The 13,804-nt window shown below is 31.6% G+C and carries 12 protein-coding genes, 1 other RNA gene and 1 other annotated feature (1 of these 14 only partly in view); all 13 genes read left to right on the top strand.

Annotated features, from left to right (window positions below):
• The first annotated feature begins 59 nt into the window (after positions 1-59).
• The 13 genes from OREMA_RS18150 (at position 60) to OREMA_RS18145 (ending at position 12,832) form a co-directional block, all read left to right on the top strand.
• Positions 60-1,628, top strand: coding sequence for a peptidylprolyl isomerase (locus OREMA_RS18150; protein WP_018247735.1), 1,569 nt, complete (start codon positions 60-62; stop codon positions 1,626-1,628).
• Between the two features lie 87 nt (positions 1,629-1,715).
• Positions 1,716-2,978, top strand: coding sequence for a histidine--tRNA ligase (gene hisS, locus OREMA_RS0102655; protein ID WP_018247734.1), 1,263 nt, complete (start codon positions 1,716-1,718; stop codon positions 2,976-2,978).
• A 17-nt stretch (positions 2,979-2,995) separates the two neighbouring features.
• Positions 2,996-4,783: an aspartate--tRNA ligase gene (gene aspS, locus OREMA_RS0102650; protein WP_018247733.1), complete on the top strand. Its 1,788-nt coding sequence runs from the start codon at positions 2,996-2,998 to the stop codon at positions 4,781-4,783.
• 120 nt (positions 4,784-4,903) lie between these two features.
• A non-coding RNA gene (gene ssrS / locus OREMA_RS18595) (6S RNA) lies at positions 4,904-5,083 on the top strand.
• A gap of 126 nt (positions 5,084-5,209) precedes the next feature.
• On the top strand, positions 5,210-5,788 hold the full coding sequence (locus OREMA_RS0102645; protein ID WP_018247732.1) for a 5-formyltetrahydrofolate cyclo-ligase: 579 nt from the start codon (positions 5,210-5,212) through the stop codon (positions 5,786-5,788).
• Positions 5,789-5,884: 96 nt separating this feature from the next.
• On the top strand, positions 5,885-6,673 hold the full coding sequence (locus OREMA_RS0102640; protein ID WP_018247731.1) for a Cof-type HAD-IIB family hydrolase: 789 nt from the start codon (positions 5,885-5,887) through the stop codon (positions 6,671-6,673).
• A 231-nt stretch (positions 6,674-6,904) separates the two neighbouring features.
• On the top strand, positions 6,905-8,218 hold the full coding sequence (locus OREMA_RS0102635) for a replication-associated recombination protein A (protein ID WP_018247730.1): 1,314 nt from the start codon (positions 6,905-6,907) through the stop codon (positions 8,216-8,218).
• 43 nt (positions 8,219-8,261) lie between these two features.
• A complete protein-coding gene (locus tag OREMA_RS0102630; protein ID WP_018247729.1) occupies positions 8,262-8,888 on the top strand; it encodes a YigZ family protein in 627 nt (208 codons plus the stop codon).
• Complete coding sequence (locus OREMA_RS0102625; RefSeq protein WP_018247728.1) at positions 8,888-9,514, top strand: YczE/YyaS/YitT family protein; 627 nt, start codon at positions 8,888-8,890, stop codon at positions 9,512-9,514. The genes OREMA_RS0102630 and OREMA_RS0102625 overlap by 1 nt, the downstream gene beginning before the upstream one ends.
• 343 nt (positions 9,515-9,857) lie before the next feature.
• Positions 9,858-10,316 (top strand): RrF2 family transcriptional regulator, encoded by a 459-nt coding sequence (locus OREMA_RS0102620; protein WP_018247727.1) that lies wholly within the window; start codon positions 9,858-9,860, stop codon positions 10,314-10,316.
• An 81-nt stretch (positions 10,317-10,397) separates the two neighbouring features.
• On the top strand, positions 10,398-11,555 hold the full coding sequence (gene nifS / locus OREMA_RS0102615) for a cysteine desulfurase NifS (RefSeq protein ID WP_040657272.1): 1,158 nt from the start codon (positions 10,398-10,400) through the stop codon (positions 11,553-11,555).
• A gap of 50 nt (positions 11,556-11,605) precedes the next feature.
• A complete protein-coding gene (gene nifU, locus OREMA_RS0102610) occupies positions 11,606-12,007 on the top strand; it encodes a Fe-S cluster assembly scaffold protein NifU (protein ID WP_018247725.1) in 402 nt (133 codons plus the stop codon).
• Positions 12,008-12,286: 279 nt separating this feature from the next.
• Complete coding sequence (locus OREMA_RS18145; RefSeq protein ID WP_018247724.1) at positions 12,287-12,832, top strand: class I SAM-dependent methyltransferase; 546 nt, start codon at positions 12,287-12,289, stop codon at positions 12,830-12,832.
• 465 nt (positions 12,833-13,297) lie between these two features.
• Positions 13,298-13,804: a sequence feature (16S ribosomal RNA rRNA prediction is too short), on the top strand (it continues 113 nt past the right edge of the window).

Below are 13,804 nucleotides of genomic sequence, written 5' to 3'. Positions count from 1 at the left end.
ATTTATGGGAGTCTCTGATTAGCTAATTTTACTTTATATCTTAAAGGGAGGAAATTAGAATGATAATGGATGCTTTAAGAAAAAGAATGAAGACTATAATCTATGTGATTGTAGTTGCTTTTGTAGCAACAGGAGCTTTGGTTTATTTAAGAGGACCAAGAGGTGGGAATAGTCAGCAAGAAGCTTATGCTCAAAGATCTGATAGACCTGTAGCAACTGTTAATGGTGAAGAAATTTCTTATCAAGAATATTCGTATCAATTAAATGGTTATTTAAGACAATATCAAAATCAAATTAGTTCCAATCAAGTAGTTGGATTAAAATCTCGAGTATTAAATAACCTGATTAATCAAGAATTAATTTTACAGGCGGCTGAAAAGAACGGTATTAATCCAGAGATTTCTGAAGAAACTATTCAAGAACAATTAGACCAAGCTATTAATAAATATGCTTCATCTAAAGAAGAATTTGAAAAGATAATTAAGAAAAATGGACAAACTATAGAAGATGTTAAAAATACTATTAAAAATAGTATGACTATGCAAAAACGTATTGAAGGAATGTTAGCTAAGGTTAAGGCTGATGTAAAGATAACAGAAGAAGAGATTGCTAAAGAATATGAAGAAGTAACTGCAAGCCATATTTTAATTAAAACTGATGATAAAGATGATAAAGATGATAAAGAAGCTAAAGAAAAAGCTGAAAAGGTATTAAAGTTAGCAAAAGCAGGTAATGATTTTACTGAATTAGCTAAAGAATACTCAGAAGGACCATCTGCTTCTCGCGGTGGAGAACTAGGTTCTTTTGGGCATGGAAAGATGGTTCCAGCTTTTGAAAAGGCTGCTTTTGCTATGAAAGTAGGAGAAGTTAGTGATCTAGTTAAGACAGAATTTGGTTATCATATTATTAAGGTTACTGATAAGAAAGTAGCTAGTGGGGAAGAGTTTAATAGTAAAAAAGAAGAGATAAGAAAGAAACTATTATCTCAAAAGGAAAGTGAAGCTATTAATCAATGGATAGAAGAAACTAGAGATGATTCTAAAGTAATAATTAAGGATAAAGAAATTAATGCCTTTACTGCTGCTCAAGAAGGTGACCTTAAAACAGCAATCAAGGATTACAAAGCTGCCATTAAAGCTAACTCTGGTTCATATTATCTATATCACAATTTAGCAGATGCTTATCAAAGAAATGGTAATCAAGAAGATGTTATTTCAACTTACCAAGAAGCAATTAATAAGTATCCAGAGCAAGTAGACTTCTATATGAGTTTAGCAAATATTTATCAAAAAGAAGAGAAATTTGATAAAGCTGTTGAAGTTTATGAACAAGGATTAACTAATAATCAAGATAATGCTGAGTTACACTTAGGTTTAGGTGACTTATACAGAGCTCAAGATAAAACTGATGAAGCAGTTGTAGAGTATGAAAAATTCTCTAAATTATCTGGAGATAATCTAATGGCTCATTATAGATTGGCAAGAGTTTATAGCCAAATGGGTCTAGAAGATAAATCTAAAGCAGAAATGGAAAAATTGAAAGAAATTCAAAAGAAGAAACAAGAACAAGTTAAAGAAGAACGTGAAGAAGAAAATAAAGTAGAAGAAACTAAAACTGAAAAGAATTAGATAAGGAATTAATGTAGGGGCGTATATATACGCCCCTACTAATAAGTATATGTAGCAGTATTTTTGCAAATCTTTAGGAGGGATAAAATGAATATTACAGCCCCGAGAGGGACTAAGGATATATTACCTGAAGATACTGCTAAATGGCAGTATCTTGAAAATATAACCCGAAAAATATTTAGTAGCTATAATTTTAAGGAGATACGAACACCATTATTTGAAGCAACTGAACTCTTTCAAAGAGGAATTGGTGAGGCAACAGATATCGTAGAAAAAGAGATGTATACTTTTGAAGATAAAGGTGGCAGAAGTATTACTTTACGTCCTGAAGGTACTGCTTCAGTTGTCAGATCATTTTTAGAAAATAAAATTTATGGTCAAGCACAGCCAACTAAGTATTTTTACATAGGATCTATGTTTAGGTATGAGCGGCCACAAGCGGGTCGTTATAGAGAATTTCACCAGTTGGGAGTAGAGGTTTTAGGAAGTGATAATCCAGCTATAGATGCTGAGATTATAGCTTTAGGATTACAATTATTAGAGGAATTAGGTTTGGATAATTTAGAGTTGCATTTAAATAGTGTTGGTTGTCCAAAATGTAGAGCGGAATATAGAGAAAAGCTGATTAATTATTTCAAACCTTATTTAGAAGAACTATGTTCTGATTGCCAAGATAGATATGATAGAAATCCACTAAGAATTTTAGATTGTAAAGTAGATAGAGGTAAAGAGTTTATGAATAATGCACCTAAAATCTATGAGGAATTATGTGAAGAATGTGAAGATGATTTTGATCAAGTTAAAGAATTTTTGGACTTATTAGATATAGATTATATTCTTGATGCTAACTTAGTTCGTGGATTAGATTATTATACTAAGACTGCTTTTGAAGTTATTTACAAAGGTTTGGGTGCTCAAGATACTATCTTTGGTGGAGGACGTTATGATGGATTAGCTGAAGAAGTTGGTGGTCGTGATATTCCTGGGATTGGATTTGCTATGGGAATGGAAAGAATCTTACTTACTTTAGAAGAGCAAGGTATTGAGTTGCCAATTGATAATAGTATTGATTTATTTATTACTACTATTGGTGAAAAAGCCAATAAAGAAGCTTTTAAATATTTGCATAAATTACGCAAGGCTGGTTTAAAGGTTGAAATGGATTATTTGGGTAGAAGTGTTAAAAGTCAGATGAAAGCTGCAGATCGTAATAATGCTAATTATAGTATTATTTTAGGTGAAGATGAGTTGGAAAAAGGTGTAGCGACAATAAGAAATATGACATCTGGAGAACAAATAGAGATTAAACTAGAGAATCTAGTAGAAGAGATGAAAAAGCGTATAGATTAATTTAGGAGGTAAATAGAATGAAGGGATTAAAGAGAAGTTGTTATTGTAGTGAAGTAAGAAGTGAGCATGTAGGAGATAAATTAACATTAATGGGTTGGGTACAACGTAGAAGAGACCATGGAGGAGTAATCTTTGTTGATTTAAGAGATAGATTTGGGATGGTACAGGTAGTATTTAGTCCAGAAGTATCTCAAGATATGTTTGATTTAGCTAATGAGTTAAGAAAAGAGTTTGTTATTGCTATTAAGGGTGAAGTTAAAGCTCGTCCAGAAGGAATGATTAATAATGATTTAAAGACTGGAGAAATAGAAATCTATGCTGAAGAGCTACATATCTTAGATAAAGCAGAAACACCTCCAATCCAAGTTGAAGATGATATCAATGCAGGAGAAGAATTAAGATTAAAATATAGATATTTAGATTTAAGAAGAAAACCTATGCAAGAAAATATTATCTTGAGACATAAAGTAAAGCAAGCAGTAAGAAATTATTTAGATAATAAAGACTTTTTAGATATTGAAACACCAATCTTGACTAAAAGTACTCCAGAGGGAGCAAGAGACTTTTTAGTGCCAAGTCGTGTTAATAAGGGGCAATTTTTTGCTTTGCCACAGTCACCACAACTATTTAAACAATTATTGATGGTATCTGGAATGGAAAGATATTATCAGATTACTCGTTGTTTTAGAGATGAGGATTTAAGAGCAGATCGTCAGCCTGAGTTTACTCAAATTGATATGGAAATGTCTTTTATGAGCCAAGATGAGATTATGGAATTAGTAGAAGGTATGATTCAAGAAATCTTTGAAACTATTGGAGCTGAAGTTCCAGATGAGTTTCCACATATGAGTTATCAGGAAGCAATGGATCGCTTTGGATCAGATAGACCAGATATTCGTTTTGGATTAGAGTTAATTGATGTATCTGAAGCTGTTAAAGATGCAGAATTTAAAGTGTTTAGTGGTACTATAGCTAAAGGTGGACAGGTTAAAGGAATTAATGTTAAGGATGCTGCAGAAGATTTTTCTCGTAAAGACATTGATGATTTAACTGATTATGCTGGAATCTATGGAGCAAAAGGTTTAGCTTGGATGAAGATTAAAGAAGATAAAGTACAATCTCCAATTGCTAAGTTCTTATCTGAAGAAGAATTAGATTCTATCTTAAATATTATGGGAGCAGAAACTGGAGATTTATTATTATTTGTGGCTGATAATCCTAAAGTTGTAGCTGCTTCTTTAGGTAATTTAAGATTAAAACTAGGAAAATCCTTAGGTTTAATCGATGAAAATGAATTTAAATTTTTATGGGTTACTGATTTCCCATTATTAGAATGGGATGAAGATGCTAAAAGATATGTTTCTTTACATCATCCATTTACAATGCCTCAAGAAGATGATATTGAGTTATTAAATGAAGATGATGCTGATCAAGCACTTTCTCAAGCTTATGATCTAGTATTAAATGGTATCGAGCTTGGTGGGGGAAGTATTAGGATTAATAACAGTGAATTACAAGAGAAGATATTTAATTTATTGAATATGAATGAAGAAGAGATTGAAGAGAAATTTGGTTTCTTATTAGAAGCTTTCCAATATGGAGTACCACCTCATGGAGGAATTGCTTTTGGACTTGATAGATTAGTAATGTTATTAGGAAGATTAGATTCTATTCGTGATGTAATTGCTTTCCCTAAAACTCAAAAAGCAACTTGCTTATTAACAGAAGCTCCATCTATAGTAGCTGAAGATCAGTTGGAAGAATTAAGGATAGAAGTGGATTATGATTCTATTGAGTTAGATTAATTAAGTTAAGATTTGATTAAGGATATTACTATCCATAAATTGTTAATGGAATTTTTCTTGAGATAAATTTAGAAATATGATATTATTTTAATATAGTTAAGGAAGAGAGAAAAATATATAGTTGTTCTGCGATGTTCGTGATCGGATTTATATTTTGCCCAACACCATATTAAAAGGGAGCCTAGCTTCGTTTGTGGCGTACAAGCCTCCTAAGAGTGGAAGTACAAATCAAATGGGAGGGCACCCACTTTGTAGAGAGAGAGCAAAATAAAAAGTCTAGTACGGCATTGCGGAACAATTTTTTTAAAATCTAGCCTATTGGGCTAGATTTTTATTATATCTAAATATTTTGAAGTGGATGCAAGCTTGAGGTAGGGTGATATAGTTTTGCTAATTTAATTAATTCAAAAATTAGGTGATTTAATCATGAAGATATCTAAAAAAGAACAGCGTGATAGAATATTATTTTTGCGAAAAAATATGTATAATAAGGATATAGAAGAGAAAAGTATAGAAGTTAAGAATAAGTTGTTTGCTTTAGAAGAGTTTGATTCTGCTCAAAGTATAATGCTTTATGTTGCTTTTAGAAATGAAGTTAGAACTGAAACTATGATTAAAGATTGTTTGGATATGGGAAAGAAAGTCATAGTACCTGTAACAGATATAGATAATAGAGAACTATATTTATCAGAGTTGAAAGATTATGACCTTGAATTAACTCAAGGAAGCTATGGTATTTTAGAACCTGAAAGTAATTACATAAGAATTGTTGATTTATCTGAGGTTGATTTAGTGGTTTTGCCAGGGTTGGCCTTTGATAAAAGAGGTAACCGCTTAGGATATGGTGGAGGATATTATGATAAATTATTAGCTAAGAATTCTAATCTTACTAAGATAGCTATCTGCTTTGATTTTCAAATTATTGCGAATGTTGTCTTTGATAATCATGATATTAAAATGGATAAGATAATTAGTGAAGAACAGGTTATAGTCTGTAGTTCTTAAAATATGTTAATTTGATTTATGATAATTTTAACAAGGAATCTATTATATAATGAAGAATTAGAAACAGAAGATTTATACTTATTGTGGGGTGATATAGTGAAATTTAAATTAGTAGCAATTGATATGGATGGTACTTTATTAAATGATGATCATAAAGTTTCTGATAAAAATCGTGAGATTATTACTAAATATGCTAATCAAGGAGTTAATTTTGTATTAGCTAGTGGAAGGCCTTATCAAGCTTTATATCCTTATACTAAAGAATTAGAGGTATATTTACCACTAGTAACTTCTAATGGTTCTATTGTTAAATGTCCATTAACGGAATCGGTTTATACAAACTCAAGTATGCCTCTAGGTTTGGCTAAAGAAATATTAGATTATGGTTATAGTAAAGGTTATGGGGTAAGTCTTTATTTTGAAGATGAAGTTATTACTTCTCATGAAGAAGTTGCTAAGGTTCACCGTGAATTAGAGGGAATAGATCCAACTATTATCACAAAATATCAGCTAGAGGAAGGGCCAACTAAGATTGTCTTTTTTGCTGATCCAGAAGATATTGATAAAGCATTTGCTCAATTAGCTGATAAATATGAAGGAGGTTTATATATTACTAGATCTGATGAGAGATGTGTAGAAACTATGAATCTAGAGGTTTCTAAAGGGAAGGCTTTAAAATATATGATTAAAAGAATGAATATTGCTTCAGAAGAAGTTATAGCAATTGGTAACAATTTTAATGATGTTGCTATGTTTGAAGAGGCTGGTTTAGCTGTTGCAATGGGTAATTCTCCAGAAGGTGTCAAAGAGGTAGCTGATTTTGTTACTAAAAGTAATCAAGAAGATGGAGTTGCTTATGCTTTAGAAAAGTTTTTAAAGGATTGAACTTGATTTAAGGAAATCAGGATTCTTCTTATTTTTACATATAAAACTTAATTATAAATTATATAGCGTCGGATTAGTTCCGGCGTTATATTTATGTTATAATAAATAATAAAAATATATTTAATTTTACAATTTAGGGTTAATGGAGTTTTAGACTATATAAATTATTTGTAATATCTTTTTTATCCCATTAAAAAATACATTATTCAGATAATATAATGAGGTGATAAGATGGATTTGTTCAATCAAAATATTTATAATGAGGATAATATTCAAAATAAGCCTTTAGCAGTGAGGATGAGGCCTTGTAATTTGGATGAATTTATAGGGCAAGATCAAATTGTAGGAGAGGGTAGGTTATTGAGGAGAGCTATCCAAGTTGATCGTTTGCAATCAGCTATATTTTATGGACCTCCTGGGACAGGTAAGACAACATTGGCTCAGATTATAGCTAATACTACTAAGGCTGATTTTGAAAAGTTAAATGCAGTTACTTCAGGGGTAAGAGACTTACGAGAAGTAATTAAACGGGCTAAAGAGAGAAGGGGAATGTATTCCAAAAAAACGGTGCTATTTATTGATGAAATACATAGGTTTAATAAAAGTCAACAAGATGCATTATTACCATCGGTAGAAGATGGAATCTTAATTTTGATTGGTGCAACGACGGAAAATCCATATTTTGAAGTTAATTCACCCTTGATATCAAGATCTAGGATATTTAAATTAGAGAAATTATCTTCAGATTCAATCAGAAAGATATTAATGAGAGCTTTAGAAGATAAAGAGCGTGGTTTAGGAGAGTATAGTGTAGATATAACTTCAGAAGCTTTAAGTCATCTAGCTGAAGTTGCTAATGGTGATGCTAGAAGAGCCTTAAATGCTCTTGAGTTAGCAGTATTAACAACCCATGAAGAAGATGGTGTTAGGAGAATAAACCTAAAAGTAGCTGAAGAGAGTATTCAACAGAAAGCTATCAATTATGATAAATCTGGTGATAATCATTATGATATAACTTCAGCTTTTGTAAAAAGTTTAAGGGGATCAGATCCTGATGCTGCTATTTTTTGGTTAGCAAAGATGATTGAGGCGGGGGAAGATCCTAGATTTATAGCTAGAAGAATGATTGTTCATGCAGCAGAAGATGTAGGTAATGCCAATCCCCATTCATTAATGCTTGCTGTTTCAGCAGCTCAAGCATTAGAATATGTTGGGATGCCTGAAGCTAGGATCCCATTGGCTCAGGCTGCTATTTACATAGCTTCTGCACCAAAAAGTAATGCTACTATTAAGGCTATAGATGGTGCTTTGAATATTGTTAAATCAAGACCAGATGCGGGAGTTCCTAAGCATTTAAAAGATGCTCATTATAGTGGGTCTAAAGAGTTGGAATATGGTAAGGGATATAAATATCCCCATGATTATTCTGATAATTATGTGAAGCAACAATATTTGCCTAATGACTTAGTGGGTACAAGATTTTATCAGCCTACTAAAAATGGCTATGAAGATAAAATTAAGTCTTTTCTGGAGAATTTAAAGTAATTTAGATTATTTGTTAGTATTCAAGATAAGAGGAGAGGTTAAAATGTTAGATAGTTATAGTACAGTTGCTAAAGATATTAGAGTAACAGCGAAGATAAAAAAATGTAAGTTTATCACCTCTGTTAAGAGTGTTAATACTGTAGAAGAAGCTGAAAAGTTCATTGCTGATATTTCTGAAGAATTTTATGATGCTCGACACAATGTATATGCATTTAAAGTAGGTGTTGGGGATGATGCTATACAGAGATCTAGTGATGACGGTGAACCGGCTGGATCATCTGGTCCGCCTGCATTACAAGCTATTGAAGGTGAAGGGGTAACTAATGTTGCAGTAGTTGTAACTCGTTATTTTGGTGGTATTAAGCATGGAGTTGGTGGCTTGATTAGAGCTTATGGGGGTAGTGTTAGAAAGGCTATTAGAGAAGCGGGATTAATAAATAAAGTCAGGTATATAAAGCTAGGTATTTCTATTCCTTATGACCAAATGGGGGAAGTTATTAATGACTTAGAAGGTCATCAAGGAGAAGTTAAAAATGTTAACTATATGAATAATGGAGTTGAAATTATATCGGTTATGAAACCTACTTATATTAATGCTTTTAAAGATAGGATTATAGATGCTACAAGAGGCCAAGCTGTATTTGAAGAAAAAGGAGAGGAATTTAGATAATGAAGTTTATAAAGGGATGGCTTAGATTTTCATTAGGTTTAGCAATTGTGAGCATTGGCATAGTATTAACTATTAAGGCTGATTTAGGAGTAGCACCATGGGATGTTTTTCATATTGGTTTAACTAGATATTTTAATATAAGTATAGGTCAAGCTGGACAAATAACAGGAATATTTGTTGTATTACTTAGTTTTATGCTTGCCAAAGTAAAACCTACTGTGGGTACAATAATAAATATAATATTAGTTGGATTTATGATTGATATTATGAAAGCGGTTATACCTGATCCAAATACTTTATTTATACAGCTATCATGTTTAGGGATAGGAGTTGTCATCTGGGGAATAGGGATGGGGATTTATATTTCTGCTCAGTGTGGTACTGGACCTAGAGATAGTTTGATGATGACGCTAAAGAATAAACTAAGTTGCGATATTAGTTGGATAAAAATTTCTATGGAACTAATTGCATTGAGTATTGGTTATTTATTAGGGGGTCCAGTTGGTATTGGTACCATTGTTATTGCCCTTGGTGTTGGACCTGTGGTAAGTAATTTTTTCAAGTTGATTAATAGATTATCTGATAAAAACTTTAAATCAACTATTAGTAAGAATATATATAGATAAATGACTCTAAAAATAAACGTCAATATATTTTTATGGTACATTAAACAACAGTTTCGGGATTAGGAGATAGTTAATCCAAAATCCTTAGAGTCTAACACCAAAAAAATATTGCAATACACCCATTAAGTTTTATTTTAGATTTTAGTATTTATAAGTGCTAGTGTTAAAAATCAATCCTACAAAACACATAATTTTAGTAGGGAATACAAATAATTATAGATAAGGTTGAATACAAGATATCTTCTTATATTTTTTATTAATTCAATTGACAGTAACCAAGTGTTATGGTATTATTAATTTAAGAAAACCAACAAGAAAACTCGGGATTAAAGGAGGCGCTTTTATGAAATTATCAACTAAGGGGCGCTATGGTGTAAGAGCAATGTTTGATTTAGCATTACATCAAGGTGATGGTCCTATTCCACTCAGGAGTATTGCTGAAAGACAAGATATATCAGAGCATTATTTAGAACAATTAATTGCTGTTTTAAGAAAAGCGGGAATAGTAAATAGTGTTCGCGGAGCTCATGGAGGATATTTATTGGCTAAAGAACCTCAGGATATAACTATAGGTAATATTATTAGAGCTTTAGAAGGGCCAATTGCTCCTGCAGATTGTGTATCTGATGAAGTAAAAGGTGAATGTGGAAATAGCCCTGATTGTGTTGTTAAAATGATTTGGAAAAAGGTTAAAGATAGCATTGATGAAGTTTTAGATTCAATCACATTAGAAGACCTTAGACAAGAAGCTATTAACGCACAACAGACTGGTCATAGACATGGTTATATGTATCATATTTAAGTAAATGTATAGTTAATTATGATATAAATAATTAAGTGACTTTTTAGGTGAAGAGGAGGAAATAAAGTGAAAAGAATATATATGGATAATGGAGCAACAACTCAAACAGATGTTGAAGTTTTAGAAGCTATGAGACCCTATTTTACTGATATATTTGGAAATGCATCTAGCTTTCATTCTTTTGGTAGAGAGGCTAGAAATGCAGTTACTGAAGCTAGAGATAAAGTAGCATCATTAATTTCTGCTGATAATTCGACAGAAATTATCTTTACTAGTGGAGGAACAGAAGCTGATAACTATGCTATTAAAGGTGTAGCATCTGCTTTAGAAAGAAAGGGAAAGCATATTATTACTTCTGCAGTAGAACATCATGCTGTACTACATACTTGTAAATATTTAGAGAAAAAGCGTGGTTTTGAAGTAACTTATTTATCAGTTGATGAAGATGGGATGGTTGATCCTCAAGCAGTGAAGGATGCTATTAGAGAAGATACCATTTTAGTGACCATTATGTTAGCTAATAATGAAGTTGGAAGTATACAACCGATTGCTGAAATTGGAGAGATAACAAAGGAAGCAGGAGTGATCTTTCATACTGATGCAGTTCAGGCAGTAGGTACTATAACTGTAGATGTTAATCAATTAAATGTTGATTTATTATCTTTGTCAGGTCATAAGTTTAATGCTCCTAAAGGAGTAGGTGCTTTATATATTAGAAAAGGGACAAGAATTGATAAATTTATGCATGGTGGTGCTCAAGAAAGAAATAGACGAGCTACTACCGAAAATGTTCCAGGCATTGTAGGTCTAGGTAAAGCAGCTGAAATAGCTTTAAACAATATGGATCAAAAAGCTAAAAAGCTAGAGAAGATGAGAGATAGGTTAATAAATGGTATTGAAGAAAAGATTGATCATGTAAAATTGAATGGACATAGAACTAAACGTCTACCTGGTAATGTTAATTTTAGTCTTAAATATATTGAAGGTGAGTCTATCTTAATGAAATTAGATTTAGAGGGAATTGCTGCTTCTAGTGGTTCTGCTTGTACTTCTGGATCTTTAGATCCTTCTCATGTATTACTTGCTATGGGATTGTCTCATGAAGTAGCTCATGGTTCTTTAAGATTAACTTTAGGAAAATACAATACTGAAGAAGAAGTTGATAAAGTATTAGAAGTTTTACCGAAAGTTGTAGCTGATTTAAGGGCTATGTCTCCAATTTATAATGCTGAATTTTAATATTAATATAAAATTAGATTAGAGAATGTTAAGGAGTGTGATGATATATTATGTATTCAGATAAAGTTATGGATCATTTTCAAAACCCTAGAAATGTAGGAGAAATACCTGATGCTGATGGAGTAGGAAGAGTTGGTAATCCAAAATGTGGAGATATTATGCAAATGTATATTAAGGTGGAAGATGATGTGATTACAGATATTAAGTTTAAAACTTTTGGTTGTGGTGCAGCTATTTCAACTAGTAGTATGGCAACAGAGTTAGCTAAAGGAAAGACTATAGAAGAAGCAAGAAAAATTACTAATAATGCAGTTGCAGAATCTTTGGATGGTTTACCACCAGTTAAAATGCATTGTTCTAATTTAGCTGCTGATGCTTTAAATAAAGCTATTGATGATTATTTAGGAATTGAAAGAGAATATGATGATCATGATCATCACCATCATGAATAAGATGAATAATAAAATAAATTAAATATTGTTTATTGAGTTTATTTAAAATTTGATACTTATGTTTTTAGATTGAATTTATAATCTAAAAGTAAAAACAGATGGATATCCATCTGTTTTTACTTTTAAGAGATGTTATTGAGTGAGTTTGATATTATTTATCTTCTGGCGATAGGAATAATTTTTTTATTTATTTAGAATAATAGATGATAAACTTATATAATAATCTTTAGTTTTGGATGAGGATAATAAATTTTAAAACAATATATAAAATAAAAGGGGATGATTATTTTTTATCGATCCTGTGATAGTATAAGATGGTTTATAAGTTCATATAAGAAGGATGGTATTTCTTATATTCTTGATTATGGTGCGGGTAAATTGAGAAACTCTATTTATTTAAGTGAATTAGGTTTTAAAGTTTATGCCTGTGATATTACAGACCAGATAAATAAAATTAGATCGCTAAAAAAATCAGAAGAATTATATTGTACAATAGATGAAAAATTTTTAGTTAATTATAGGTTGGCTTTTGATCTTATAATATCAAATTATGTATTAAACATTATAAAAAAGGATTATGCTAGAAAAGAGTATATAAGAAACACTTATTTAAATTTAAAAAGAAGTGGCTATTTGTTAGTTGAAGTTAGAAAAAGAACAAAAAATACTCCTGATAGATGTGTAACTGCATATTATCAGCAAGAACTTGATGATATGATTTTATCAGAAAGATTTAAAAAAGTTGATGAACTTTCTTTTTCTAAAAGCATAGTAGGAGTATATAGAAAAGATGGTCCTTTATTTATTGCTTATAAAAAAATATAATTTTGTTGACAATTATATTAATAAGTGTTAGTATATTAAATGTTGTTTGGGGAAATTAATTGTTTTCTTGTGAATTTAGCAATATTTCATTATTATTAATATTTTTATAAAAATATTAATAGGTATTGACTATACTTTGTTATTTTGCTATACTAATTCTTGTCGCTTGCAAAAAAACTTTAAATTTGCTTTTTAAAGTTTTTATTGACAAGTCTTGATTCAAATGTTAAACTTATTGATGTTGTCGCTAAGAAATCTTTTGTTTTTAAAAGTTATTGAAAAATAATTTTGAAAAATTATTGACAACATTGTTTGAAATTGATACAATATTTCTTGTCGCATGACAAAAAGACATTTGGTCTTTGAAAACTAAACAATGTAAGTTTTCAACTAGTCGTAACAAAATGAGCTAATCAAACTTGTAATTAAATGTGTTTTTCACATTTAAATAAATCTTTTATTGGAGAGTTTGATCCTGGCTCAGGACGAACGCTGGCGGCGTGCTTAACACATGCAAGTTGAACGCGAAAGTTACCTTCGGGTAATGAGTAGAGTAGCGGACGGGTGAGTAACGCGTGGGTTATCTACCTTTAAGTTAGGAATAACCTCTCGAAAGAGGGGCTAATACCTGATAATCTCTTACGAGCAAAGATGGCTTCTTCTTAGCTATCGCTTAAAGATGAGCCTGCGTCCCATTAGCTAGTTGGTGAGGTAAGAGCTCACCAAGGCGACAATGGGTAGCCGACCTGAGAGGGTGATCGGCCACACTGGGACTGAGACACGGCCCAGACTCCTACGGGAGGCTGCAGTGGGGAATCTTCCGCAATGGACGAAAGTCTGACGGAGCAACGCCGCGTGAATGATGAAGGCCTTCGGGTCGTAAAATTCTGTCCTTAGGGAAGAATATTTTGGTTGTTAATAACAGCTGAAGTTGACGGTACCTTTGGAGGAAGCCCTGGCTAACTACGTGCC

Source organism: Orenia marismortui DSM 5156, from assembly GCF_000379025.1.
Lineage (GTDB): Bacteria > Bacillota > Halanaerobiia > Halobacteroidales > Halobacteroidaceae > Orenia > Orenia marismortui.
This window is presented reverse-complemented; position numbering and strand designations above follow the sequence as displayed.

What these genes read in the sequence shown, in the direction of transcription:
- OREMA_RS18150 (WP_018247735.1), top strand. Translation starts at nt 60, where the DNA reads ATGATAATGGATGCTTTAAGAAAAAGAATGAAGACTATAATCTATGTG.
- hisS (WP_018247734.1), top strand. Translation starts at nt 1,716, where the DNA reads ATGAATATTACAGCCCCGAGAGGGACTAAGGATATATTACCTGAAGAT.
- aspS (WP_018247733.1), top strand. Translation starts at nt 2,996, where the DNA reads ATGAAGGGATTAAAGAGAAGTTGTTATTGTAGTGAAGTAAGAAGTGAG.
- OREMA_RS0102645 (WP_018247732.1), top strand. Translation starts at nt 5,210, where the DNA reads ATGAAGATATCTAAAAAAGAACAGCGTGATAGAATATTATTTTTGCGA.
- OREMA_RS0102635 (WP_018247730.1), top strand. Translation starts at nt 6,905, where the DNA reads ATGGATTTGTTCAATCAAAATATTTATAATGAGGATAATATTCAAAAT.
- OREMA_RS0102630 (WP_018247729.1), top strand. Translation starts at nt 8,262, where the DNA reads ATGTTAGATAGTTATAGTACAGTTGCTAAAGATATTAGAGTAACAGCG.
- OREMA_RS0102625 (WP_018247728.1), top strand. Translation starts at nt 8,888, where the DNA reads ATGAAGTTTATAAAGGGATGGCTTAGATTTTCATTAGGTTTAGCAATT.
- OREMA_RS0102620 (WP_018247727.1), top strand. Translation starts at nt 9,858, where the DNA reads ATGAAATTATCAACTAAGGGGCGCTATGGTGTAAGAGCAATGTTTGAT.
- nifS (WP_040657272.1), top strand. Translation starts at nt 10,398, where the DNA reads ATGGATAATGGAGCAACAACTCAAACAGATGTTGAAGTTTTAGAAGCT.
- nifU (WP_018247725.1), top strand. Translation starts at nt 11,606, where the DNA reads ATGTATTCAGATAAAGTTATGGATCATTTTCAAAACCCTAGAAATGTA.
- OREMA_RS18145 (WP_018247724.1), top strand. Translation starts at nt 12,287, where the DNA reads ATGATTATTTTTTATCGATCCTGTGATAGTATAAGATGGTTTATAAGT.